Raw genomic sequence first — 23,786 nt, 5'->3', positions numbered from 1 at the left:
TCTCACCCCAAACCCTAGGGCAAAACCCAGACACAAGCGGCTTCAGCCGCGAAGCTTCTCGCGAAGAGCTTCGCGGCTGAAGCCGCTCCTACAGGATAGCCGGCGGGAGCCGGCACGCGGATGGCGGGTGGGCGCCCGCGAACGGGCGCCCGTGCCTCAGGTCTGCGGCATCGGGCCGCCGAGCGGCGCGGCCGGGCCCGGGTCGTCCTTGGAGAGGCGGCCCGACTTGGCCCAGTCGGCCGGCGGGCCCGGGCGGCGGCCTTCCATGATGGCGTCGATCTGCTGCGCGTCGATGGTTTCGTAGGTCAGCAGGGCCTCGGCCATGACGTGCAGCTTGTCGAGGTTGTCGGTGAGGATCTGCTTCGTACGACCGTAGGCGCGGTCGAGGATGCCGCGCACGACCTCGTCGATCTTGCGGGCGGTGTCGTCCGAGACGTTCTTGTGCTGGGTGACCGAACGGCCCAGGAACACCTCGTCCTCCTCCTCGCCGTAGGCGATCGGGCCGAGCTCGTCCGACAGGCCCCACTTGGTGGCCATGTTGCGGGCCATCTTGGTGGCGCGCTCGATGTCGTTGCTGGCGCCGGTGGTGACCTTGTCGGCGCCGAAGATCAGCTCCTCGGCTACGCGGCCGCCATACAGCGAGCACAGCATCGATTCGATGGCGGTGCGGTTGAAGCTGTACTTGTCGCCTTCCGGCAGGTACATGGTGACGCCCAGCGCGCGGCCGCGCGGGATGATGGTGACCTTGTACACCGGGTCGTGCTCGGGCACGACGCGGCCGACGATGGCGTGGCCGGCCTCGTGGTAGGCGGTCAGGCGCTTCTCGTCCTCGCTCATGGCCATCGAGCGGCGCTCGGCGCCCATCAGGATCTTGTCGCGGGCGCGGTCGAAGTGCTCCATGCGCACGGTCTTGGCGTTCTCGCGGGCGGCGAACAGGGCGGCCTCGTTGACCAGGTTGGCCAGGTCGGCGCCGCTGAAGCCCGGGGTGCCGCGGGCGATGGTGGCCGGCTCGACGTCGGTGTCGAGCGGCACCTTGCGCATGTGCACCTTCAGGATCATCTCGCGGCCGCGCACGTCGGGCAGGCCCACGGTGACCTGGCGGTCGAAGCGGCCCGGGCGCAGCAGCGCCGGGTCGAGCACGTCGGGGCGGTTGGTGGCGGCGATGACGATCACGCCCTCGCCCCCCTCGAAGCCGTCCATCTCGACCAGCAGCTGGTTCAGGGTCTGCTCGCGCTCGTCATGGCCGCCGCCCAGGCCGGCGCCGCGGTGGCGGCCGACGGCGTCGATCTCGTCGATGAAGATGATGCAGGGCGCGTGCTTCTTGGCGGTGTCGAACATGTCGCGCACGCGGCTGGCGCCGACGCCGACGAACATCTCGACGAAGTCCGAGCCGGAGATCGAGAAGAACGGCACCTTGGCCTCGCCGGCGATGGCGCGGGCCAGCAGGGTCTTGCCGGTGCCCGGCGGGCCGACCATGAGCACGCCGCGCGGGATCTTGCCGCCCAGCTTCTGGAACTTGCCCGGGTCGCGCAGGAACTCGACCAGCTCGCCCACTTCCTCCTTGGCTTCGTCGCAGCCGGCGACGTCGGCCAGGGTGACCTTGATGTCGTTCTCGCCCTGCAGCTTGGCGCGCGACTTGCCGAAGCTCATGGCGCCCTTGCCGCCGCCCTGCTGCATGTTGCGCATCATCCAGAACCAGAAACCGATGATCAGGGCCACCGGCAGCAGGTTGAACAGCAGCGAGAGCATCATCGAGCGCTCGGCCGGCGTTTCCTGCGTGGTGCTGACGCCGTTCTCGAACAGCGTGTCCACCAGGCGGTTGTCGCGCGGGTTCGACGTGGTGAAGCGGCTGCCGTCCTTGCGGGTACCGGTGATGGCCAGGCCGTTGTCGGCGATGGTCACCTCGGACACGCGGCCGTCCTTCACCTCGTTGATGAACTGGTTGTAGGTCAGCTCGGTGCTGGCGGCCCCCGGCGTGGAGAAGCTGTTGAACACCGCCATCAGCACGACGGCGATGACCAGCCAGAGCAGGAGGTTTTTAGCCAGGTCGTTCATCAGTTCGTTCCTCGGCGCTTGCCGGTGGCCAGCGCATAGACTTCGTTCGAGCGGCGCCGTGACGCCGCGGGCTTGCGGATCACCAGCTTGTCGTAGCGGGTCCTGAGGTCCTTGACGTAGGCATCGAAGCCTTCGCCCTGGAACAGCTTGATCAGGAAGGTGCCACCGACCTTCAGGTGCTTGTCCGCGAAATCGCGGGCCAGTTCCGAGAGGTACATCGCCCGGGCCTGGTCCACGGTATCCACGCCGGTCATATTGGGGGCCATGTCGGAAAGCACAAGGTCCACCGGGGTGCCGCCCAGCAGGGATTCCAGCTGGGACAATGGTCCGTCCTCTCTGAAATCGCCGTGAATAAACTCGACCCCGGCGATGGGGGGCATGTCCAGGATGTCCAGGGCCAGCACCCGGCCGCGGTCGCCCAGGTCGCGGCGCACCACCTGCGACCAGCCGCCCGGGGCGGCGCCCAGGTCCACCACCACCATGCCCGGCTTGAGCAGGCGGTCGCGTTCGATCAGCTCCTCGAGCTTGTAGGCCGCGCGCGAGCGCATGCCCTCGGCCTGCGCCTTCTTCACGAAGGGGTCGTCGAAGTGTTCCTTGAGCCAGCGGTGGCTGCTGCGGCTGCGGGCCATGGGGCGCGTGTGACCGGGAGGGGGAGTCGGGGGCCATGATACCCTAGACCCCCTTTTCGCCCCGTCCGGAACGTCATGGCCGCCGCACTTTCCAATCCCCAGAAGCGCTACCTGCGCGGCCTGGCCCACGACCTCAAGCCGGTGCTGCTGGTCGGCGCCAAGGGCATCACCGACAACCTGGTGGCCGAGGCCGGCATCGCGCTCGAACACCACGAGCTGATCAAGGTGAAGGTGGCCGCGGGCGACCGCGAGCTGCGCGACCAGTGGCTGGCCGAGCTGTGCGAGCGCGCGGACGCGGCGCTGGTCACCCGCATCGGCAACATCGGCGTGCTCTACAGGCGCAGCCAGGACAAGCCGCTGATCGTGCTGCCCAAGGGCTGAGCCCCGCCGTGCAGCTGTCGCAGGAAAACCCGGACTTCACCTACGTCCTGCGCGGCGCCAGCGCCGGCGGCGTGCTGGTGAACCAGCAGTTGCTGGAACGCAGCTTCCTGCTCTCGCCCAACCGCCTCGTCGAAGGCTGGCGCCCCGCCTCGGCGGCCGACCTGCTGCCCGAAGACATGGACGCCGTGCTCGCGCTGCAGCCCTCCGTGGTGCTGCTGGGCACGGGGCCGCGCCAGCGTTTCCCCAGCGCCGCGGTGATGGCCGCGATGCTCACGCGCGGCGTGGGCATGGAAGTGATGGACAACGCCGCCGCGGCGCGCACGTTCAACGTGCTGGCGACCGAGGGGCGCACGGTGGTGGGGGCGTTTTTGCTGCCGGGGTGAGGCTTCGGGGCGCAAAGCTTCGCGGCTGAAGCCGCTCCTACAAAGCGGGATCAGGGGCGTGGGAGGACCTGCAGCGGGTCCACGGGCTTGCCGTTGCGGCGCACCTCGAAATGCAGCATGTCGCGGCTGGTGCCGGTGCGGCCCAGTTCGGCGATCTGCTGGCCGGCCCTCACCTGCGCGCCCTCGCCCACCAGGCGGCGGCGGTTGTGCGCGTAGGCCGACAGCCACTCGTCGCTGTGCTTGACGATGATGAGTTCGCCGTAGCCCACCAGGCCCGCGCCCGAATACACCACCACGCCGTCGGCCGCCGCCAGCACGGGCTGGCCGGCGTTGCCGGCGATGTCGATGCCCTGGCGCTTGGGGTCGCCGGCGACGAAGCGGCCGATCAGCTGTCCCTGGGCCGGCCAGCGCCAGCCGGCGGCACTGACCGCGGCCGGCACGGCGGGCGCCGGCGCAGGCGTAGCCGGCGCGGGCGTGGCCGCGGGCGGTGTACCTGCCGGCGAAGCCGCCGGGAGCGTGCCCGCGGCCGTGCCCGCCGGCGGCGCGCTGGCCACGGCGGGCGAAACCTCGCGCGGCGCATTCGCGCCGGGGCGATTGGACACGGTGCCGGTGGTGCCGCTGCGCGGCGGCGGCATGCCCGTCACCGGGCGCGCCGGCGCGGGCGCTGCGGCCCGCACCGGCCCGCGGGCCGGCGCGGCACCCTTCAGGCGCAGGCGCTGGCCCGGGTAGATGGTGTACGGCGGCGGGATGCGGTTCCATTCCGCCACTTCGCGGTAATCCAGGCCGTGCCGGAAGGCGATGCCGTAGAGCGTGTCGCCGCGGCGCACCTCGTAGCTGCCATCGCGCGGCACCGAGGCCGCGGCGGGCCGCGGCGGCGCCGGGCGCGAGCCCTCGCGGCGCACCACGCGCGACTGCCCGCAGGCCGCCAGCAGGGCCAGCACCAGGGTCGCGACGACGAGGCGGGCGAAGGCGGACCGCATCAGAGCGTGCCCGGCAGCAGGGGCACGAACACCACGGCGCCGAGGTCTTCCTGCACCAGTTCGCTGTTGATGCGGCGCAGGCGCAGCAGGCGCTGGCCCGAGGGGCCGCCGATGGGCGCCACCAGGGTGCCCCCTTCCGCGAGCTGGTCGAGCAGGGCCTGTTCCATGGCGGCGGCGCCGGCGGTGACGATGATGCCGTCGAAGGGCGCGTATTCCGGCCAGCCGGCGCGGCCGTCGTCGTGGCGGGTGCGCACGTTCAGGCCCTGGTGGCGGAAGCGGCGGCGGGCGATGCGCAGCAGTTCCTCGATGCGCTCGACGCTGTAGGTTTCCAGGCCCAGCGTGGCCAGCACCGAGGCCTGGTAGCCCGAGCCGGTACCCACTTCCAGCACGCGGCCGGGCATGCCGTGTTCGATCAGCGCCTCGGTCATGCGCGCCACCACCCAGGGCTGGGAGATGGTCTGGCCGTTGCCGATGGGCAGCGCGGTGTCCTCGTAGGCGCGGCTGGCCAGCGCCTCGTCGATGAACAGATGGCGCGGCACCGTGCGCATGGCGGTGAGCACGCGTTCGTCGGCGATGCCGCCTTCGCCGCGCAGGCGTTCGATCATGCGGTCGCGGGCCCGCTGCGAAGTCATGCCCAGGCCCTTCGCCTCGGGCTGGGTGAGGTAACGGGGCATCATGCGGGGCGCGTCATCCCTTCGCGCAGGCCGCCCACCCAACTGGCCACCTTCTCCAGCGCCTGGTAGCGCGTGAGGTCGACGTGGATGGGGGTGATGGAAATGTGGCCGGTGCGCACGGCGTGGAAGTCGGTGCCGGGGCCGGCGTCCTGCTCGGGGCCGGCCGGGCCGATCCACCACATGGGGCGGCCGCGCGGGTCCACCTGCTCGATGCAGGGCTCGGCGCGGTGGCGGTGGCCCAGGCGGGTGACCTCGTAGCCGCGCACTTCGGCCCAGGGCAGGTCGGGCACGTTGACGTTGAGGATGGTGTCGGCCGGCAGCGGGTCCACCAGCAGGCGCGCGGTGATTTCCAGCGCGGCGCGGGCGGCGGTGTCGTAGTGGCGGCCCGAGTTCTCGTCGGTGACCAGCGACATGGCGATGGCGGGCAGGCCCAGGAAGCGCCCTTCCATCGCCGCGGCGACGGTGCCCGAGTAGATCACGTCGTCGCCCAGGTTGGCGGCGGTGTTGATGCCGGAGACCACGATGTCCGGGTCGCGCTCGAGCAGGCCGGTGAGCGCCAGGTGCACGCAGTCGGTGGGCGTGCCGGAAACGCGCCAGGTGCGCTCGCCCAGCGGCTTGACGCGGATGGGACGGTCCAGCGTCAGCGAATTGCTGGCGCCGGAGCGGTCGCGGTCGGGCGCCACCACCGTCACCTCGTGGCCGGCGGCGCGCAGCCCCTCGGCCAGGACGCGGATGCCGGGGGCTTCCACGCCATCGTCATTGCTCACCAGTACGCGCATCGGGGGTCCTGCAGTAAGGACCCCATGATAACGGATGCGCCCACCGCGGCATCACCCGTCCCGGGTTAGTCTTTCGCGCATGGCCAAGCGCAAGCCACCCGTTCCGGTCGTCAGCGAGGACGACGCCGCCCTGTTCCGGGAGGCGATCGGCGGGGTGCGCCCGCTGGAAGCGCCGCCGCCCGCACCGGAAAAGCCCCGCCCGGCCCCGGTGCCGCGCATGCGCGCGCTGGACGAGGCCGAGGCGCTGGCGCAGTCGCGCGGCGCCGGCTGGTTCGAAGCCACCATCGAGGCCGCCGAAGCCCTGGCCTACCGCCGCGACGAGGTGCCCGAGAAGGTGCTCAAGGCGCTCAGGCGCGGCCAGTACAGCGTCGGCGGCGAACTCGACCTGCACCAGATGCGCGCCCCCGAAGCCGAGCGCTGGCTGCGCGAGTTCCTGGCCGAGTCACGCGCCGGCGGCCACGCCTGCGTGCGCATCATCCACGGCAAGGGGCTGCGGGCCGCCGCCGGCGGCTCGGTGCTCAAGGCCCTGGTGGACCGGATGCTGCGCCAACGCGCGGACGTACTCGCCTTCGCCTCCGCACCGGAAGCGATGGGCGGCACCGGCGCGGTCCTGGTGCTGCTGGCCCGGAAACGCCCGGGCGAGCAGCTTCCCGGCACCGGCTGAGCTCAGTCTTCGCCGCGCTTCTTGGGCGGGTGCACCCAGACCACGCGCACGCCGGCCGGCTTGGCCTTCTGTTCGACGGCAAGCACGTAGGCGATGTCGGTGTCGATGCTGGCCTTGCTGCCGGCGAGGGCGGCGGTGTCGGTGCTGGCGCAGGCGGGCAGCAGCAGGGACGCGGCGGCAAGGGCGAGGCACTTGCGGGCGGTAACCATGGCGACCTCCTAGGTAGGAAAACCGCAGCGCCAGATTACGCCTGCCTCCGCCCCGTGCAAGTGCCGCCTCAGCCGGCCCGGCCGGCCTCCCGCACCTCGCCCAGCTCGGCCAGCAGGCCGGTGGCGTAGGCGCCCGGCGGCAGGGTGAAGGCCAGCGCCAGCACGCCGTCGGAGGGCCAGTGCCAGGCCAGGTCCTGCACGCGCACGCGCAGGGCGCGGCGCTCCTGCTTCAGGCCGGCGGCTTCCAGGCCGGCGCGCAGGTCGGCGAAGGGTTCCAGCGCGGCCAGCTCGAGCTCCCGGGTGGCGCTGGTGCAGCGCAGCTCGCCGGTGCCCCAGAGCGGGCCGGTGGGGTGGATGTCCATGCGGGCGGCGCGGGCGGCCAGTTCTTCCGTGGCCGGCTCGGGGCCGAACACGCTCTGGGTGCCGTCGAGCATCCACACTTCGCCCTCGCGGCCCGTGGCCCAGTCGCCGGCGGCGATGCGCGCGGCCAACACGGCGTTGAACATTTCCGAACGCGCGGCCGAGAGGTAGATCGAGCGCTGGTCGCGGTGCACGCGCTGGCCGGCGAACATGCGCCGCGCGGCCTCGACGTTGTCGCCCTCGCGGCCGAAGCGCTGCACGCCGAAATAATTCGGCAGGCCGCCGGCGGCGATGGCGGCCAGGCGCCGGCCGATGGCATCCGCGTCGCCCGCCACCTCGCGCAGCACCAGTTCGAAGCGGTTGCCCTTGAGCGCGCCGCGCGGCAGCTTGCGGTTGTGCCAGGCGCTGTCGAGCACGCGCAGTTCCTCGTCCTGCAGCGCGGCCAGGTCGGGCGCCACGCGCTTGGGCAGGTGCACGGAAAAACGCTGGCGGGTGACCGCGTGGCGGTCCTTCAGGCCGGCGTAGCCCACGCCCATTTCCGGGATGCCGGCCCAACGCGCCAGGCGCTTGGCGATGTGCGCGGTGTTGGCGCCGCGCTTCTCCACGGTGAGCAGCAGGTGTTCGCCCTGCCCCGTGGCTTCAAAGCCCGGGATTTCGTTTACCACGAAATCCTCGGGCGTGGCGCGGTAGAGCGCCGACAGCACCGGCGCGCCGAAGCCGCCCGGCAGCGCGCTCACGCGCGCACCAGCAGCGCCACGGCCATGGCGGCCAGGCCTTCGCCGCGGCCGGTGAAGCCGAGCTTTTCCGACGTGGTGGCCTTGACGCTGACCGCGTCGACGGCGATGCCGAGGTCGGCGGCCAGGTTCGCGCGCATCGCCGGCGCGTGCGCGGCCACCTTGGGCCGCTCGCAGACCACGGTGACGTCGGCATTGCCCACGCGCCAGCCGCGTTCGGCCAGCAGGGCCTGGCAGTGGCGCAGGAACACGCGGCTGTCGCAGCCCTTCCAGCGCTCGTCGGTGGGCGGGAAATGCACGCCGATGTCGCCCAGCGCCAGCGCGCCCAGCAGCGCGTCGCACAGCGCGTGGATCACCACGTCGCCGTCGGAATGCGCCAGCACCCCGCGCTCATGCGCGATGCGCACGCCGCCCAGCACCACGTGGTCGCCCTCGCCGAAGGCGTGCACGTCGTAACCCTGGCCGATTCGAATGTCTGTCATATTTAATTTTTGCCACGGATGACACGGATAAGAGCCGATAAACACGGATAAAGCGGAATAGAAGGGTAAGACACAAACGCCGGACGCCGATTCTGAACCCAAACCGCTCTATCCGTGTTTATCGGCTCTTATCCGTGCAAATCCGTGTTCAAGCTTTTTAAGCCCCACGCGCCAGGAGGAATTCGGCCAGGGCGAGGTCGGCCGGCGTGGTGATCTTCAAATTGTCTTCGCTGCCTTCGACCAGGCAGGGCTTGAGGCCCAGGCGCTCCATGGCCATGGCCTCGTCGGTGACCTTGAGGCCGGCGCCGAGCGCGGCCAGCAGGGCGCGGGTGAGGCCGCCGCGGCGGAACAGCTGCGGCGTGAGCGCGCGCCAGAGCCATTCGCGCGGCTCGGTGGCGGCGCTGCGGCCGGCCTGGTCGGCGCGCTTGAGGGTGTCGCGCACGGGGGCCGCCAGCAGCGCGCCCACCGGGTCGCCCTGCCCCACGGCCAGCAGGCGCGCCAGGTCCTGGCGGCGCAGGCAGGGGCGCGCGGCGTCGTGCACCAGCACCCACTGGTCGTCGCTGACCGAGGCCGGCAGCGCCTGCAGGCCCGCCAGCACCGAATCGGCGCGTTCGCCGCCGCCGATGCAGGTGATCACCGGCTTGCCGCCGATGTCGCGCCAGCCCGGCCAGTCGTGGTCGTCGGCGGCCAGGGCCACCACCACGCCGTCCACGTCGTCGTGGTCGAGCACGGCGCGCAGGCTGTGTTCGATGACCGGGCGGCCGGCCAGCATCAGGTATTGCTTGGGGGTTTCGGCGCCGAAGCGGGTGCCGCGGCCCGCGGCGGGCACCACCGCCCAGGTCACGGACGGGGCTCCTGCTCGACCGGCGGCACCGACACGGTGGGCGGCGCGCCATCGGGCCCGGCGGGCTCGACCACGCGGTAGAAGGTTTCGCCGGGCTTGATCATGCCCAGCTCGCTGCGCGCGCGGTCCTCGACCGCGGCCTCGCCCGACTTCAGGTCCTCGACCTCGGCCGAGAGCGCGTCGTTGCGCTGCTGCAGCCGGGCGTTCTCGCGCCGCTGGTCCTCGACGCGCACTTCAAGCTGGCGCGCCTCGCGCATGCCGCCGTCGCCCCACCAAAGCTTCGCCTGCAGGCCCGCGAAGGCCAGCAGGAGCAAGGCATAGAGCCACCAGCGACGCAAGGGCGTGGCTCAGCGCTTGAGGCTGGTGAAGGCGTCGCGGCCGGCGTAGCGCGCCTTGGCGCCCAGCGCTTCCTCGATGCGCAGCAGCTGGTTGTACTTGGCCACGCGGTCGCTGCGGCAAAGCGAGCCGGTCTTGATCTGGGTGGCGGTGGTGGCCACGGCGATGTCGGCGATGGTGGTGTCCTCGGTCTCGCCCGAACGGTGCGAGACGATGGCCGCGTAGCGGGCGCGGTCGGCCATGGCGATGGCCTCGAGCGTCTCGGTGAGCGTGCCGATCTGGTTCACCTTGATCAGGATGGCGTTGGCCACGCCCTGGTCGATGCCCTCCTTGAAGATCTTCGGGTTGGTGACGAACAGGTCGTCGCCCACCAGCTGCACCTTGCCCGAGAGGCGCTCGGTGAGCAGCTTCCAGCCGGCCCAGTCGTGCTCGGCCATGCCGTCCTCGATGGTGATGATCGGGTACTGCGCGCTCCAGCCGGCCAGGAAGTCGACGAACTGCTCGGGCGAGAGGCGCTTGCCCTCGCCCACCAGGTTGTACTTGCCGTTGTCGAAGAACTCCGAGCTGGCCACGTCCAGGCCCAGCAGCACGTCTTCGCCGGCCTTGTAGCCGGCCTTGCCGATGGCCTCGAGGATGACCTCGATGGCTTCCTCGTTGCTCTTGAGGTCCGGCGCGAAGCCGCCTTCGTCGCCCACCGCGGTGCCCAGGCCCTTGCCCTTGAGCACGGACTTGAGCGAATGGAAGATCTCGGTGCCCGCGCGCAGCGACTCGGCGAAGCTGTCGAAGCCCACCGGCAGCACCATGAATTCCTGCATGTCCACGTTGTTGTCGGCGTGGGCGCCGCCGTTGATGATGTTCATCATCGGCACCGGCAGCACGGCCTCGCGGCCGGCGGCCAGGTGCGCCCACAGCGGCATGCGCTTCGAGGCGGCGACGGCATGCGCGTTCGCCAGCGACACGCCCAGCAGCGCGTTCGCGCCCAGGCGGCCCTTGTTCTCGGTGCCGTCGAGGTTGATCAGCTTCTTGTCGAGGCCGGCCTGGTCGGCGCCGTCGAAGCCCTTGATGGCCTCGGCGATGGTGGTGTTGACGTTGGCCACGGCCTTGCGCACGCCCTTGCCCAGGTAGCGGCTCTTGTCGCCGTCGCGCAGCTCCACGGCTTCCTTGGTGCCGGTGGACGCGCCCGAGGGCACCATCGCGCGGCCGAAGCTGCCGTCGGCGAGGGTGACCTCGGCTTCGAGCGTGGGGTTGCCGCGGCTGTCGAGGATTTCGCGGGCGTGGACGTGGCTGATCGTGGTCATGTCGGCTCTTGGCAAGGTTTCAGGGGGTTTCCTGCATCTCGAGGAAGCCGGCGCGCTTGGTGGCGCGGTCGAGTTCGAGCAGGGTTTCGAGCAGGGCGGCCATCTTCGGCAGCGGCCAGGCGTTGGGGCCGTCGCTGAGGGCCTTCTCCGGGTCCGGGTGGGTTTCCATGAACAGGCCGCTGATGCCCACCGCCACCGCCGCGCGCGAGAGCACCGGCACGAATTCGCGCTGGCCGCCGCTCTTGCCGCCGGCGCCGCCGGGCAGCTGCACGCTGTGGGTGGCGTCGAACACCACCGGGCAGCCGGTGTCGCGCATCACGCTCAGCGAGCGCATGTCGGAGACGAGGTTGTTGTAGCCGAAGCTGACGCCGCGCTCGCAGGCCATGATCTGCTGGTTGCCGGTGGCGCGCGCCTTTTCGGTGACGTGCTTCATCTCCCAGGGCGAGAGGAACTGGCCCTTCTTGATGTTCACCGGCCTGCCGGCGCTGGCCACCTTCTGGATGAAGTCGGTCTGGCGGCACAGGAAGGCGGGCGTCTGCAGCACGTCCACCACCGCGGCCACTTCGTCCATCGGGGTGTATTCGTGCACGTCGGTGAGCACCGGCACGCCGAGCTGGCGCTTCACTTCCGCCAGCACCTTCAGGCCGCCCTCCAGGCCCGGGCCGCGGAAGCTGGTGCCCGAGGTGCGGTTGGCCTTGTCGAAGCTGGACTTGAAGATGAAGGGAATGCCGAGCTTGCCGGTGATTTCCTTCAGGCGGCCGGCGGTTTCCATCTGCAGCTCGAGCGACTCGATGACGCAGGGACCGGCGATGAGGAAGAAGGGCTGGTCGAGCCCCACCTTGAAACCACAAAGTTCCATCAGGCCTGGGCCTCCTTCAGGAGCCGGCCGCCGGCCTTGTGCTCGCGGGCGGCGCGGATGAAGCCGGTGAACAGCGGGTGGCCGTCGCGCGGCGTGGACAGGAATTCCGGGTGCGCCTGGCAGGCCACGAACCACGGGTGGCCCGGCAGCTCCACCATCTCCACCAGCAGGTCGTCCATGGACTTGGCGCTGATCACCAGGCCGGCGTCCTCGAGCTGGGTGCGGTAGCGGTTGTTGAATTCGTAGCGGTGGCGGTGGCGCTCGCCCACCACGTCCTTGCCGTAGAGCTCGCGCGACTTCGTGCCGGGCTTCAGGCGCTGCTCCTGCAGGCCCAGGCGCATGGTGCCGCCGAGGTCGGAGTGCTCGTCGCGGCGTTCGATTTCGCCGGTGGCGGTGCGCCATTCGGTGATAAGGCCGATCACCGGGTGGGCGCAATTGCGGTCGTTCTCGGTGCTGTTGGCGCCGGCCAGGCCGGCCACGTGGCGGGCGTAATCGACCACCGCGGCCTGCATGCCGTAGCAGATGCCGAAGTACGGGATGCCGTTCTCACGCGCGTGTTTCGCCGTGAGCACCTTGCCCTCGAAGCCGCGGTCGCCGAAGCCGCCGGGCACCAGGATGGCGTCCACGCCGGCCAGAATGCCGGTGCCTTCCTTCTCGACCTGCTCGGACTCGAGCCACTTGAGCTTCACGCGGGTGCGCTGGCGCAGGCCGCCGTGCTTGAGCGCCTCGGACAGCGACTTGTAGGCGTCCTGGTGGTCGATGTACTTGCCCACCACGGCCACCGTGACCTCGTCCACCGGGTGCTCGACCGCGTCCACCACGGCCTCCCACTCGGAGAGGTCGGCGGCGCGCGCCTTGTCCTCGAGCCGCAGGCGTTCGACCGCGATCTCGTCCAGGCCCTGGCTGTGCAGCCACAGCGGCAGCTTGTAGATGTTGTCCACGTCCACGCAGCTGATGACGGCCTTCTCGGGCACGTTGGTGAACAGCGCGATCTTGCGGCGCTCGCCGTCCGGCAGCGGCTTTTCGCTGCGGCAGACCAGGATGTCGGGCTGGATGCCGATCGAGCGCAGTTCCTTCACGGAATGCTGGGTGGGCTTGGTCTTGAGCTCGCCGGCGGCGGCGATGTACGGCACCAGGGTGAGGTGCATGAAGATGGCCTGGTCCGGGCCGCGCTCGGTGCGGATCTGGCGGATGGCCTCGAGGAACGGCAGCGACTCGATGTCGCCCACGGTGCCGCCGATCTCGACCAGGCCCACGTCGAAGCCGTCGGTGGCCTCGAAGATGCAGCGCTTGATCTCGTCGGTGATGTGCGGGATCACCTGCACGGTGCCGCCCAGGTAGTCGCCGCGGCGCTCCTTGCGGATCACGTTTTCGTAGATGCGGCCGGTGGTGACCGAGTTCTTGCGGCTCAGGCGAACGCGCAGGAAGCGCTCGTAGTGGCCCAGGTCGAGGTCGGTTTCGGCGCCGTCGTCGGTGACGTACACCTCGCCGTGCTGGAACGGGCTCATGGTGCCGGGGTCGACGTTGATGTAGGGGTCGAGCTTCATCATGGTCACCCGCAGGCCGCGGGCCTCCAGGATGGCCGCCAGCGAAGCCGCGGCGATGCCCTTGCCAAGCGAGGACACCACGCCACCGGTAACAAAGACGAGACGGGTCATGGGATTTGGGGGCGCTGGAAAACCGTATTCTACCGGCTCGACCGCCCGGACGCGAATTACCGCCCCTTATCAAGCACTTGCGCGGCCCCGGGGCGCGCCGACGCGCCGGGCTTGATGGAACCGGGGCGGCCCGCCATTCTGGGCGACCCGCCGACACCCCCGAACCGCAGGCCCCCGGAACCGAATGAACACCCGCTACAACGCCGCCGACATCGAAGTGCTCTCGGGCCTGGACCCGGTCAAGCGCCGCCCCGGCATGTACACCGACACCACCCGCCCGAACCACCTGGCCCAGGAGGTGATCGACAACTCGGTGGACGAGGCCCTGGCCGGCCACGCGAAGACGGTGGAAGTGGTGCTGCACGCCGACGGCAGCGTCGAGGTGGCCGACGACGGCCGCGGCATGCCGGTGGACATCCACCCCGAGGAGAAGATCCCCGGCGTCGAGCTGATCCTCACGCGCCTGCACGCCGGCGGCAAGTTCAGCGGCAAGAACTACACCTTCTCCGGCGGCCTGCACGGCGTGGGCGTGAGCGTGGTGAACGCGCTGTCGAAGAAGGTCGAGGTGCTGATCCGCCGCGAGGGCCAGGAACACCGCATGGAGTTCCGCGACGGCGACCGCAGCTCGCCGCTCGAGGTGGTGGGCACCGTGGGCAAGCGCAACACCGGCACCCGCCTGCGCTTCTGGCCGGACCCGAAGTACTTCGACACGCCCAAGATCGCCGTGCGCGCCCTGCGCCACCTGCTGCGCGCCAAGGCCGTGCTCTGCCCCGGCCTGACCGTGAAGCTGTTCGACGAGGCCAGTGGCGAGCGCAACGAGTGGTTCTACCAGGACGGCCTGCGCGACTACCTGCGCGGCGAACTGGCGGGCCGCGACCTGCTGCCGGCCGAACTGTTCGTGGGCCACCTGTCCAAGGACACCGAGGTGGTGGACTGGGCCGTGGCCTGGGTACCGGAAGGCGAGCTGGTGCAGGAAAGCTACGTCAACCTCATCCCCACCGCCCAGGGCGGCACCCACGTGAACGGCCTGCGCTCGGGCTTCACCGACGCGCTGCGCGAGTTCTGCGACTTCCGCAACCTGCTGCCGCGCGGCGTGAAGCTGGCGCCCGAGGACGTCTGGGACCGCGTGAGCTACGTGCTGAGCCTGAAGATGACCGACCCGCAGTTCAGCGGCCAGACCAAGGAACGCCTGAGCTCGCGCCAGGCCGCCGCCTTCGTCGAGGGCGCGGCGCACGACGCATTCTCGCTGTGGCTCAACCAGCACGTGGAAACCGGCCTGCAGATCGCCCAGCTGGCCATCGATCGCGCCGCGGCGCGCCTGAAGACCGAAAAGCAGGTCACCCGCAAGAAGATCACCCAGGGCCCGGCCCTGCCCGGCAAGCTGGCCGACTGCATCAGCCAGGACCTGGGCCGCACCGAGCTGTTCCTGGTGGAAGGCGACTCGGCCGGCGGCAGCGCCAAGCAGGCCCGCGACAAGGAATTCCAGGCCATCCTGCCGCTGCGCGGCAAGATCCTGAATACCTGGGAAGTGGAATCGGGCGGCGTGCTGGCCTCGAACGAGGTGCACGACCTGGCCGTGGCCATCGGCTGCGACCCGGGCGTGGAGGCCATCGACGGCCTGCGCTACGGCAAGGTCATCATCCTGGCCGACGCCGACTCCGACGGCCTGCACATCGCCACCCTGCTCTCTGCCCTGTTCCTGCGCCATTTCCCGGCGCTGGTGCGGGCCGGGCACGTGTTCGTGGCCATGCCGCCGCTGTTCCGCGTGGACGTGGGCAAGCAGGTGTTCTACGCCCTGGACGAAGAGGAAAAGCGCCTGCTGCTCGACAAGATCGAGCGCGAGAAGATCCGCGGCCAGGTCAGCGTCACCCGCTTCAAGGGCCTGGGCGAGATGAACCCCTCGCAGCTGCGCGAGTCCACCATCCACCCCGACACCCGCCGGCTGGTGCAGCTGACCGTGGACGACGCCGAGCAGACCCGGGCCCTGATGGACCTGCTGCTGGCCAAGAAGCGGGCCGGCGACCGCAAGGCCTGGCTGGAGGCCAAGGGCGACCTCGCCTCGCTCGAGGTGTGAATGAAGACGCCGGCCGGCCTTCGGCTATAGTCCGGCGGCAAGGGGATCAACCGGGGAGCCGTTCGTGGAACTGACCGCATTTCTCAGCCTGATGGCGCAGAAGAACGCCTCGGACCTGTTCCTGAGCGCGGGCGCGCCGCCGAGCATCAAGATCGAGGGCCACACCCGGCACATCGGCAACCAGATGCTCACCGGCGAAGAGGTCCGGAACATGGCCTATTCGGTCATGAACGAGCGGCAGATGAAGGACTTCGAGGCGAACTGGGAGATGAACCTGGCCATCGCCCTGGGCGAGATGGGGCGCTTCCGCGTGAACGTCTACCGCCAGCGCGGCGAGATCGCCATGGCGGTGCGCTTCATCACCAACAAGATCCCGTCGATCGAAAGCCTGAACCTGCCGCAGATCCTCAAGGAAATCATCATGATGCCGCGCGGGCTGGTGCTCGTGGTCGGCTCCACCGGCTCGGGCAAGTCCACCACCCTGGCCTCGATGATCGACTACCGCAACGAGAACCGCACCGGCCACATCCTCACCGTCGAGGAACCCATCGAATACGTGCACACGCACAAGATGTCGGTGGTGGACCAGCGCGAGATCGGCCTGGACACGCAGAGCTACGCCAACGCGCTCAAGAACGCCATGCGCGAGGCGCCGGACGTGATCATGATCGGCGAGATCCGCGACCGCGAGACCATGCAGGCCGCCATCGCCTACGCCGAGACCGGCCACCTGTGCCTGGCCACGCTGCACGCCAACAACGCCAACCAGACCCTCGACCGCATCATCAACTTCTTCCCGGAAACGGCCCGCCACCAGCTGCTGATCGACCTGTCGCTCAACCTCAAGGCGGTCATCGGCCAGCGCCTGCTCAAGGGCGTGAAGACCAAGCGGGTGCCGGCCATCGAACTGCTGCTGTCCTCGGCCTACATCTCCGACCTGATCGAGAAGGGCGAGATCGCCACCATCCGCGAGGCCATGAAGCAGGGCAACGAACAGGGCATGCAGACCTTCGACCAGGCCCTGTACAAGCTCTACGCCGCCGGCGAGATCACCTACCAGGAGGCCCTGGAGAACGCCGATTCCCGCACCGACCTGTCGCTGCGGGTGCGCCTGGAAGGCCCCGCGCCCCAGGGTGGCGACGCCGCCGGCCTGCGCCTGGAAGACCTGCAGGACATGCTGGTGGACCCCAGCCACAAGCACTGGAAGGGCTGAGCCCCAAGGGCCGCTCCGGCCCCTCCCCGGCCGAAACTGTGACCTGCCGCCCGGAAATGTGACGCTGCGCGTCACAATTCTGCCCCGCATCGTCCCCGCCTGACCCGGAAAAGCGGCCGCCCGTCGGCCGGACGGCCGGTAAGCGCCCCGGTTTGCGTCGGCCCGGGCCTTCACATACTGTGACGTAGTGCGCAATTCACGGCGTTTACGCGCCCGTCACCGACCTGAACCCCCGGGTTGGCACGGTTCATGCATTTGACTCCCTGCCCGCTGTTTGCGTGCCCCTGGTCGGTGAGCCGGCCCGGAATGTCTACCCAACAATCCAGTCGTTTCACCCTGCAAACAACACCTTAGGAAACCTGCTCATGAAGAACGTCCGTGCTTTCCGAGGCCTCGCCCTCACCGGCGTGGCGGCCCTCGGCCTGATCGCGATGACCCCGGCCATGGCCGAGTCCGATTTCGTCACCGGCAACGGCGCCATCGCCGCCAACGCCGCCGTTGACTTCGAGATCAACGTTCCCCGCTTCATCCGCTTCCAGGTCGGCAGCAACGGCGCCACCCAGGACCTGGTGAGCTTCGACGTCCCGGCCGCCACCATGGGCGACGACGCCGACATCGCCGCCACCTCCAACGGCACCCTCGCGGTCTCCCTGCTGGGCAACGTCGGCGACATCAGCCTCGACGCCACCACCACCGGCCCGCTGAGCAACGGCCCCGACACCCTGTCCTGGGCCGAGATCCTCGCCACTTCCGACGACGCCGCCCTGGACGTCCCGGCGATCGTCGACGGTGCCACCGGCGCCGCCGAGACCATCACCGCCAACGTCGGCAACAGCGTCGTCAACCGCAGCGCCGACTGGACCTTCGCCTACAGCAACACCGACATCATCGGCGCCGGTACCTACACCGGCTCGGTGACCTTCACCGCCTCGAACCCGTAACCGGGCCCCGGCGTTGAATGCGCGGGGCGGGCCCAGGCCCGCCCCGCGACCCCCACCCCCTGCACGCCCGCCCATGACCCCTGTCCGCGCGACCACCGCCGTGCTCCTGTTGGCCGCCCTGGCCGGGGCCGGCGAGGCGCATGCGTACATCGTCACCATCAACAGCGGCGACCGGGCGGTCTACCTCCGGGTGGGCGACGGCCGTTTCTCCGGCCGCTACTCCAATGGCGGCACGCCGCTGTCCGGCGGCGCCATCTCCCGCGTCGCGGTCACGGTGCCGGCGGCACAGGTCGGCAACGGCACCTCCCTGCCGATGGCGGCCAACGGCCGCACCACCAGTGACTGGGACGGCTACCAGTTCTGCAACGCCGGCCAGCTCTATGTCGGCGGCTTCTTCCGCCGCCCGGGCAACGCCCAGGGCGGCAGCCTCGACGCCATCCTGACGGTCACCGCCCCGGCGACGCTGACCAATGCCAACGGCGACACCATCCCCATCTCCGAGATCAGCTGGACCAGCAGCGGCAACGGCGACGGTGGCGCCACCCAGCCGGTCCTCGCCGGCACCTTCCAGGGCGGCCAGCAGACGCTGCAGACCAACTTCTTCCGCAACACCTGGCGCGAAAGCTGCCTGAGCTTCCGCTACGCCAACAGCCAGATCGTCGGCGCCGGCACCTACACCGCCCGTATCACCTACACCCTCACCGCGCCATGAGCCGCGCCCTCGCCTTCCTCCTGCTGCTGGCCGCGCTGGTCGCGCCGCTCCCGGCGATGGCCCAGGCCCAGCGCGTGGACGACAGCGCCAGTCAGGTGCTCAGCCCGCTGGTGCGCATGAAGTGGGAAGACCTGGCCCCGGGCGGCTCCGACGACCTCGTCGGCCAGGTCACCGTGCTGGTGCGCCTGGACGTCTCGCCCTGGCGCGGCCGCAACGCCCGCATCTACCACGTGCTGGCGCCGCAGCCGCAGGGCCGCGTTCTCGCCAGCTGGACCACCCGCGGCGTGCTGCTCGCCGGCGCGGTGCGCGACGGCGAGCGCACGCTGGTGTACTCCGGCCCGATCACCACCGACCTGCTCGAAGACACCTTCGTGATGCAGCTGCGCGCCGATGGCGACCAGATGGTCCGCCCGGAGCAGCTCGAGTTCTCGTTCGAAATCGAAGCGGAGGGCACCTGATGCGGCTGTCGGCGTGGCTTCTCGCCCTCTTCCTGCTCGCCCCGGCGCCCGCGCTCGCGCAGGGCTTCTCCGCCCAGATCATGCCGCCGCGCTTCGAGGAACGGGCGCAGCCGGGTGGCGTCTTCCGCGACGTCATCGAAGTCTCGAACATCTCGCCGGTGGCCTCGCGCATGAAGGTGAGCACGGCCGACTGGGTGCTGGACGAGAAGGGCACGGCGCAGTTCTCCTCCGCGCTCGCGCCCGGCAGCTGCCGCCCCTGGACCGCGCTCGAAGCGACCGAGATCGAAGTCCCGCCCAACGGCCGGCGCCGCTTCCGCTTCGAAGTGCGGGTGCCCGCGGATGCCCCCGACGGCCAGTGCCGCTTCGCCATCATGTTCGAGGGCGAGCCGACGCCGGTGCCGGGCATGGTGCTGCCGGTGGCGGGCCGCATCGGCATCATCGTCTACCTCGACATCGGCAAGGGCGCCGCGCGCCTGCGGCTGGCCGGCAGCGGGGTCACCGAACTCAACGGAGTGGACGTGCCGTACCTGCGGGTGCGCAACGAGGGCAACGCCCACGGCCGCCTCGACGGCTTCGTCGACGGCGTCGACGCCGAGGGCAAGCGCTGGACGCTGGCCCCCACCAGCGCGCCCATCATGCCCGGGCTGGAGCGCGAGATCGCGCTCTATCCCATCGTCAACGAAGGCGAGCCGGTCCGCATTTCCTTCCCGGTCCAGCTCAAGGGCCGCCTCGACTGGCGCACCGAGCGCCTCGACATCGACCTCGCGGCGGGGCGCTGACCGTGGCGGGCGCGCCTCCCCACCGGCGACTGGCCGCCAGCATCGCCGCGGCGCTGCTGTTCGCCCCGTCCCTGGCGCTGGCCGCGCAGGATCCGGTGACGGGCGAGGAAGAAGAGGCCTGGCAGGACCAGGTGATCGCGCCCGACCAGCTGGCGCCGCTGCCGCCCGACGAGAGCGAGGGTTTCGACGCCACCGGCCTGCCGCGCTCCTTCCGGCTCGAGGCCCTGCTCAGCCGCACCGAACGCGGTGACGAGACCTTCAACGAGGGCGGCCTCAGCTTCAGCGGCTTCCGGGAAACCGAGGCCTACGGAAACCTCTCGCTCGACGCATCCCTGATCCACTCCAACCGCAACACCGGGGGCGAAGGCGCCATCGGCGGCATCGCCACGCTCTGGCAGCGCGGGCTGTTCATGGGCGGCGGCTGGCGCGGCAACAACGGCCTGGGCGTGCTCAACACGCCGTCGCCGGACCTGGCGCGCGAGCAGTTCCGCTTCTTCCTGCCCAGCGTGCCCTTCGCCGGCGCCAGCACCGAGTGGCGGCAGTCCGAGCGCGGGCTGCAGCTGCAGGCGGCGCTGGGTCGCGCCGGCGTGTTCGAAGGCGCGCGCGTGGTCGGTTTCGACCTGGCCGACGGCAATGTCGGCGCACTGGGCGCGCAGTGGAAGTGGTCGCGGCACTGGCGGGGCGCGGTGTCGGCGCTGGCCACCGACGGCCGCCTGCTCCCCGACGACCTGGGTGGCACGCTTTACCAGGACGCCCGCACCGAGGCCGTGCACTTCGCCACCGGCTGGGAGGCGGGCAAGCACGCCCTGAACTTCAACCTGCAGTCCAGCGACGGCGACCTCGGCGGCGCCTGGGGCGCCTGGGCCGACGGCCGCCTGCAGCAGGGCCGGATTACCCACCGCTACGGCGTGTTCAACCTCGAGCCGGCCCTGGCCTGGGGCGCCCAGCCCATCGCCAACGACAGCCGCGGCGCCTACTACCGCGCCGCCTACCAGCACGCGCGCTGGAACTGGAGCGCGGGCATCGACCGCATCACCAGCATTTCGGGCAACAGCTTCGACGGCTGGTACGGCACCGGCTACGCGCGCTACCAGGCCACGGCGACCACCGGCTACGGCGGCAACCTGGCCGTGCGCCGCTCGGGCTCCGCCGAAACCTTGTCGGGCCAATGGTTCATGGACCGCGGCAGCCGCTGGGGCACGAGCCGGCTGCAGTTCGAGCACACCAGCAGCCGCGGCGCCGACCAGGGCGACGACAGCTGGCGCGTCACGCTCGACCAGGCCCTGCCCATGCGCCGCGGCCAGCGCCTGTCGCTCAGCGCGGCCTATGGCGAGCTCGCCTACGACGGCCTGCCCGCCACCGGCGTCGCCACCCTGTCGGCCTATGGCGGCTTCGACATCGGCAGCCGCCTCACCATCGACGGCACCGCGCGCTGGAACCGCAGCAGCGGCGGCGACGAATTCCGCGGCACCGACCTCAACCTCAACCTGGCCTGGCGCGTCGCCAACCGCTGGTGGCTGGTGGCCACGGTGTACGAGAACCAGGGCACGCGCCGCTCGCCCTTCATCATCGACCCGCTCGCCACCGAACAGCCCTTCGTGGCGCTGCCGCGCGACCGCGCCATCTTCCTGAGCCTGCGCTACGAGCGCGAAGCCGGCACCAGCGCCGGCGTGCTCGGCGGCGCGCCGGGTTCGGCCTTCGGCAGCATCACGGGCAGCGTCTTCCTGGACGAGAACGGCGACGGCGAGCGCGCCGCCTCCGAGTTGCCCGCGAGCAACGTCACCGTGCTGCTCGACGGCCGCTACTCGGTGCGAACCGACAGCCAGGGCAATTTCGAATTCCCGCGCGTCGCGGTGGGTGCGCACACCATCGAAGTGGTGCCCGACAACCTGCCCCTGCCCTGGTTCCTCGACGAACAGGGCGACCGCCGTGCGGTCGAGGTGCAGGTGCGCGACGCGGCGCGCGTGGACATCGGCGCGAGGCGCCAGCGATGAAGCCGCGCATCCCGCACCCCAAGGGCATCGTCCTGCGCCTGGCCGGCCTGGTGGTGGCGGCCGCGCTCGCGGTGGGCCTTCAGGCCAGCGAGGGCCGCGCCGCGAACTCGCCGGCGCCGGCCGCCAAACCGGCCCCCGTGCTGCCCGAAGCCTGCGGCGAGCCGGCCGCCGCCCGCGCCGCCCGGGTGCTCAGGCACCCGGCGCTCGTCCCCGCGGCTCAGCCCAGCGCGGCGCGCAGCAGCGCTTCCAGCAAGCCCTGCAGCCTGCCCGCGCGCTCGCGGTCGTAACGCCCCGTCGCTTCGTCCATGTAGGTGGACTGCGCCAGCTCGAGCTGGATCGCCTCCACGCCCGTCGCCGGCTGGCCGTAGTGGCGCGTGATGTAGCCGCCCTTGAAGCGGCCGTTGCACACGTGGGTGTAATCGCCCTGCCCCGCCAGCACCGCCTCCAGCCGCGCCTGCGTGGCCGGTGTGCAGCTGGCGCCGCCGGCGGTGCCGAGGTTGAGGTCGGGCAGCCGGCCCTCGAACAGGAAGGGCACCACGCTGCGGATGGAGTGGCCTTCCCACAGCACGGCGCGGCCATGCGCCTGCTTCAGGCGCGCGAGTTCGCCGGCCAGCGCGTCGTGGTAGGGGCGCCAGTAGCGCTGCACGCGCGCCGCCACTTCGTCCGGGCCGGGCGCCTGGCCCTCGAGGTACACCGGGTCGCCGCTGAAGCGCACCGCGGGGCACAGGCCGGTGGTGTTCTGGCCCGGGTACAGCGACACGTCGTCGGGCGGGCGGTTGAGGTCCACCACGTAGCGCGAGTACTGCGGCACCAGCACCGAGGCGCCCAGGCCGCGCGCGAAGTCGTACAGGCGGCTGACGAACCAGTCGGTGTCGGGCACGCCGCGGGCGGCGTCGGTGACGCGGACGGCGATGTCCTCGGGCAGCGCGATGCCGTCGTGCGGCAGACTGATGAGCAGCGGCAGCGAACCGCGGTGCAGCGTGTAGACGTCGTCCATGCCCCGAGTCTAGCCGGCGAAGCGGGCGGGCGCGTACGGCGCCGGGTCGATCGCCGGCGCGCGGCCGGTGACCAGGTCGGCCAGCAGGCGGCCGGTGCCGGCGCTCATGCCCATGCCCATCATGCCGTGGCCGGTGGCCAGGAACAGGTTGTTGAAGCCGGGCGCGCGGCCCAGCAGCGGCAGGTCGTCCCAGGTCATGGGCCGCCAGCCGCACCACTCCTCGCGCTTGGCCGGACCCACCGGTTCGAGCAGGTATTCGCCGGCGCCGCGCTCGAGCGCGTCCAGGCGCGCGCGGTTGAGGCTGTCGTCGTAGCCGCTGAATTCCATGGTGCTGCCCAGCCGGTAGCCGTCGCCCCAGGTGGTGACGCAGACGCTGCGCTCCTTGAGCACCAGCGGCCGGCGCGGCGGCGCGGCCGGGCGGTCGTAGGTGATCGAATACCCCTTGCCCGGCTGGATGGGGATCTGCAGGCGCAGCATCTGCGCGAATTCGGTGGACCAGGCGCCCAGCGCCATCACCACGCGCCCGCCGGTGCGGCGGCCTTCGCTGGTGTGCACCGCCTCGATGCCGTTGCGGCCACGCTCGAGCCCGGTGACGCGCACACCCTCCTCGATCACGCCGCCGTCGGCGCGCACCACGCGGGCCAGCTCGGCGGTGTAGCGGTCGGGCCGCAGCTGGGCGTCGCCCGGGAAGAACACCGAGCCGGCCAGACCCGGCCGCAGCGCCGGTTCGTCGGCGGCCAGCGCGGCGCCATCGAGCACGCGGGCGGGGATGCCGAGCTCTTCGAGCAGGGGCAGGTCGCGGCGCTGCTTCTCCAGCGCGCGTTCGGTGCGGAACACGTAGTGCAGGCCGCCGGCCTCGAAGCCGCAGTCCAGGTCCTGGCCGTAGACGAGGTCTTCGATGAGCGCCCGCGAATACTTCAGCAGCGCGCCCTTGGCCAGGCCGCTCTCGCGCCAGTCGCGGCGGTTGCAGCGGCCGGCCACCTTCGCCAGCCAGCGCATCAGCGCCGGGTCCCAGCGCGGCTTCACGTACAGCGGCGCCGAGGGGCTGAGCATCCAGCGCAGCGCCTGCCCCACCATGCCCGGCGCCGCCAGCGGCGCGGCGTGGCTGGGCGTGAGCGTGCCGCAGTTGCCCCAGGAGGTGGCGGCGCCGACGCGCCCGGCCTCGAGCACGCGCACCGAGCGCCCCTCGGCCAGCAGGTAATGGGCGCAGGCGAGGCCGATCACGCCACCGCCGAGGACCAGCACATCCGCATCTTGGCTCATGCGGCGATTCTACCCGGCGGCCGCGCGGGC

General features: G+C 70.9%; 26 protein-coding genes. 11 read left to right on the top strand and 15 right to left on the bottom strand.

Going from position 1 to position 23,786, the window contains the following annotated elements:
• Nucleotides 1–156: 156 nt before the first annotated feature.
• Nucleotides 157–2,055, bottom strand: coding sequence for an ATP-dependent zinc metalloprotease FtsH (ftsH, locus tag ACE3Q2_RS04020; RefSeq protein WP_374472962.1), 1,899 nt, complete (start codon nt 2,053–2,055; stop codon nt 157–159).
• Complete coding sequence (gene rlmE / locus ACE3Q2_RS04015) at nt 2,055–2,684, bottom strand: 23S rRNA (uridine(2552)-2'-O)-methyltransferase RlmE (RefSeq protein ID WP_231695770.1); 630 nt, start codon at nt 2,682–2,684, stop codon at nt 2,055–2,057. The genes ftsH and rlmE overlap by 1 nt, the downstream gene beginning before the upstream one ends.
• Nucleotides 2,685–2,759: 75 nt before the next feature.
• On the opposite strand from rlmE, the gene yhbY reads away from it, so the two are divergent.
• Entirely contained in the window at nt 2,760–3,065 is a 306-nt protein-coding gene (gene yhbY, locus ACE3Q2_RS04010) for a ribosome assembly RNA-binding protein YhbY (RefSeq protein ID WP_374472959.1), read from the top strand.
• A gap of 8 nt (nt 3,066–3,073) precedes the next feature.
• On the top strand, nt 3,074–3,448 hold the full coding sequence (locus ACE3Q2_RS04005) for an Mth938-like domain-containing protein (RefSeq protein WP_231695772.1): 375 nt from the start codon (nt 3,074–3,076) through the stop codon (nt 3,446–3,448).
• Between the two features lie 50 nt (nt 3,449–3,498).
• On the opposite strand, the gene ACE3Q2_RS04000 is transcribed toward ACE3Q2_RS04005, so the two are convergent.
• The 3 genes from ACE3Q2_RS04000 to surE are packed head-to-tail and all read right to left on the bottom strand — an operon-like array spanning nt 3,499 to nt 5,881.
• Complete coding sequence (locus ACE3Q2_RS04000; RefSeq protein WP_374472956.1) at nt 3,499–4,428, bottom strand: peptidoglycan DD-metalloendopeptidase family protein; 930 nt, start codon at nt 4,426–4,428, stop codon at nt 3,499–3,501.
• A complete protein-coding gene (locus ACE3Q2_RS03995; RefSeq protein ID WP_231697581.1) occupies nt 4,428–5,105 on the bottom strand; it encodes a protein-L-isoaspartate(D-aspartate) O-methyltransferase in 678 nt (225 codons plus the stop codon). Before ACE3Q2_RS03995 ends, ACE3Q2_RS04000 begins: the two co-directional genes overlap by 1 nt.
• Complete coding sequence (surE, locus tag ACE3Q2_RS03990; protein WP_231697582.1) at nt 5,102–5,881, bottom strand: 5'/3'-nucleotidase SurE; 780 nt, start codon at nt 5,879–5,881, stop codon at nt 5,102–5,104. Before surE ends, ACE3Q2_RS03995 begins: the two co-directional genes overlap by 4 nt.
• A gap of 79 nt (nt 5,882–5,960) precedes the next feature.
• Between surE and ACE3Q2_RS03985 the strand changes: the two genes are divergently transcribed.
• Nucleotides 5,961–6,545, top strand: a complete 585-nt coding sequence (locus ACE3Q2_RS03985; RefSeq protein ID WP_374472953.1) for a Smr/MutS family protein — start codon at nt 5,961–5,963, stop codon at nt 6,543–6,545.
• A gap of 2 nt (nt 6,546–6,547) precedes the next feature.
• Here ACE3Q2_RS03985 and ACE3Q2_RS03980 read toward each other — a convergent pair whose 3' ends face one another.
• From ACE3Q2_RS03980 to ACE3Q2_RS03945, 8 genes are all read right to left on the bottom strand, one after another.
• Complete coding sequence (locus ACE3Q2_RS03980; protein WP_231697584.1) at nt 6,548–6,754, bottom strand: hypothetical protein; 207 nt, start codon at nt 6,752–6,754, stop codon at nt 6,548–6,550.
• Nucleotides 6,755–6,822: 68 nt separating this feature from the next.
• Complete coding sequence (gene truD / locus ACE3Q2_RS03975) at nt 6,823–7,851, bottom strand: tRNA pseudouridine(13) synthase TruD (RefSeq protein ID WP_231697585.1); 1,029 nt, start codon at nt 7,849–7,851, stop codon at nt 6,823–6,825.
• Nucleotides 7,848–8,330 carry a 2-C-methyl-D-erythritol 2,4-cyclodiphosphate synthase gene (gene ispF, locus ACE3Q2_RS03970; RefSeq protein WP_374472951.1) on the bottom strand — a complete coding sequence of 161 codons (483 nt, stop codon included), beginning with the start codon at nt 8,328–8,330 and terminating at the stop codon, nt 7,848–7,850. Before ispF ends, truD begins: the two co-directional genes overlap by 4 nt.
• A 157-nt stretch (nt 8,331–8,487) precedes the next feature.
• Nucleotides 8,488–9,174: a 2-C-methyl-D-erythritol 4-phosphate cytidylyltransferase gene (gene ispD / locus ACE3Q2_RS03965; RefSeq protein ID WP_231697586.1), complete on the bottom strand. Its 687-nt coding sequence runs from the start codon at nt 9,172–9,174 to the stop codon at nt 8,488–8,490.
• On the bottom strand, nt 9,171–9,512 hold the full coding sequence (gene ftsB, locus ACE3Q2_RS03960) for a cell division protein FtsB (protein ID WP_374472948.1): 342 nt from the start codon (nt 9,510–9,512) through the stop codon (nt 9,171–9,173). The genes ispD and ftsB overlap by 4 nt, the downstream gene beginning before the upstream one ends.
• Before the next feature lie 9 nt (nt 9,513–9,521).
• On the bottom strand, nt 9,522–10,808 hold the full coding sequence (gene eno / locus ACE3Q2_RS03955; RefSeq protein WP_231697588.1) for a phosphopyruvate hydratase: 1,287 nt from the start codon (nt 10,806–10,808) through the stop codon (nt 9,522–9,524).
• A 19-nt stretch (nt 10,809–10,827) separates the two neighbouring features.
• Nucleotides 10,828–11,667 (bottom strand): 3-deoxy-8-phosphooctulonate synthase, encoded by an 840-nt coding sequence (gene kdsA / locus ACE3Q2_RS03950; RefSeq protein ID WP_231697589.1) that lies wholly within the window; start codon nt 11,665–11,667, stop codon nt 10,828–10,830.
• Nucleotides 11,667–13,325, bottom strand: a complete 1,659-nt coding sequence (locus tag ACE3Q2_RS03945; RefSeq protein ID WP_374472946.1) for a CTP synthase — start codon at nt 13,323–13,325, stop codon at nt 11,667–11,669. The genes kdsA and ACE3Q2_RS03945 overlap by 1 nt, the downstream gene beginning before the upstream one ends.
• Before the next feature lie 184 nt (nt 13,326–13,509).
• Between ACE3Q2_RS03945 and parE the strand changes: the two genes are divergently transcribed.
• The 8 genes from parE to ACE3Q2_RS03905 all read left to right on the top strand — a co-directional run bounded on the left by parE (nt 13,510) and on the right by ACE3Q2_RS03905 (nt 21,783).
• A complete protein-coding gene (gene parE / locus ACE3Q2_RS03940; RefSeq protein ID WP_231697591.1) occupies nt 13,510–15,399 on the top strand; it encodes a DNA topoisomerase IV subunit B in 1,890 nt (629 codons plus the stop codon).
• 64 nt (nt 15,400–15,463) lie between these two features.
• Nucleotides 15,464–16,612: a PilT/PilU family type 4a pilus ATPase gene (locus ACE3Q2_RS03935; RefSeq protein ID WP_231697592.1), complete on the top strand. Its 1,149-nt coding sequence runs from the start codon at nt 15,464–15,466 to the stop codon at nt 16,610–16,612.
• Between the two features lie 365 nt (nt 16,613–16,977).
• Nucleotides 16,978–17,553 (top strand): hypothetical protein, encoded by a 576-nt coding sequence (locus ACE3Q2_RS03930; RefSeq protein WP_374472943.1) that lies wholly within the window; start codon nt 16,978–16,980, stop codon nt 17,551–17,553.
• 73 nt (nt 17,554–17,626) lie between these two features.
• Nucleotides 17,627–18,265: a hypothetical protein gene (locus ACE3Q2_RS03925; protein ID WP_374472941.1), complete on the top strand. Its 639-nt coding sequence runs from the start codon at nt 17,627–17,629 to the stop codon at nt 18,263–18,265.
• Nucleotides 18,262–18,723 carry a hypothetical protein gene (locus ACE3Q2_RS03920; RefSeq protein WP_231697595.1) on the top strand — a complete coding sequence of 154 codons (462 nt, stop codon included), beginning with the start codon at nt 18,262–18,264 and terminating at the stop codon, nt 18,721–18,723. Before ACE3Q2_RS03925 ends, ACE3Q2_RS03920 begins: the two co-directional genes overlap by 4 nt.
• Nucleotides 18,723–19,502 carry a hypothetical protein gene (locus ACE3Q2_RS03915; RefSeq protein ID WP_374472938.1) on the top strand — a complete coding sequence of 260 codons (780 nt, stop codon included), beginning with the start codon at nt 18,723–18,725 and terminating at the stop codon, nt 19,500–19,502. The genes ACE3Q2_RS03920 and ACE3Q2_RS03915 overlap by 1 nt, the downstream gene beginning before the upstream one ends.
• A 2-nt stretch (nt 19,503–19,504) precedes the next feature.
• Nucleotides 19,505–21,496, top strand: a complete 1,992-nt coding sequence (locus ACE3Q2_RS03910) for a hypothetical protein (RefSeq protein WP_374472936.1) — start codon at nt 19,505–19,507, stop codon at nt 21,494–21,496.
• Nucleotides 21,493–21,783, top strand: coding sequence for a hypothetical protein (locus ACE3Q2_RS03905; protein ID WP_374472934.1), 291 nt, complete (start codon nt 21,493–21,495; stop codon nt 21,781–21,783). Before ACE3Q2_RS03910 ends, ACE3Q2_RS03905 begins: the two co-directional genes overlap by 4 nt.
• Here ACE3Q2_RS03905 and hutG read toward each other — a convergent pair.
• Nucleotides 21,714–22,493, bottom strand: a complete 780-nt coding sequence (hutG, locus tag ACE3Q2_RS03900) for an N-formylglutamate deformylase (RefSeq protein WP_374472932.1) — start codon at nt 22,491–22,493, stop codon at nt 21,714–21,716. The genes ACE3Q2_RS03905 and hutG overlap by 70 nt on opposite strands.
• Before the next feature lie 9 nt (nt 22,494–22,502).
• Nucleotides 22,503–23,756, bottom strand: coding sequence for an NAD(P)/FAD-dependent oxidoreductase (locus ACE3Q2_RS03895; protein ID WP_374472930.1), 1,254 nt, complete (start codon nt 23,754–23,756; stop codon nt 22,503–22,505).
• Nucleotides 23,757–23,786: the final 30 nt, after the last annotated feature.

This window comes from Arenimonas sp., from assembly GCF_041913985.1.
Taxonomy (GTDB): Bacteria; Pseudomonadota; Gammaproteobacteria; order Xanthomonadales; family Xanthomonadaceae; genus Arenimonas.
This window is presented reverse-complemented; position numbering and strand designations above follow the sequence as displayed.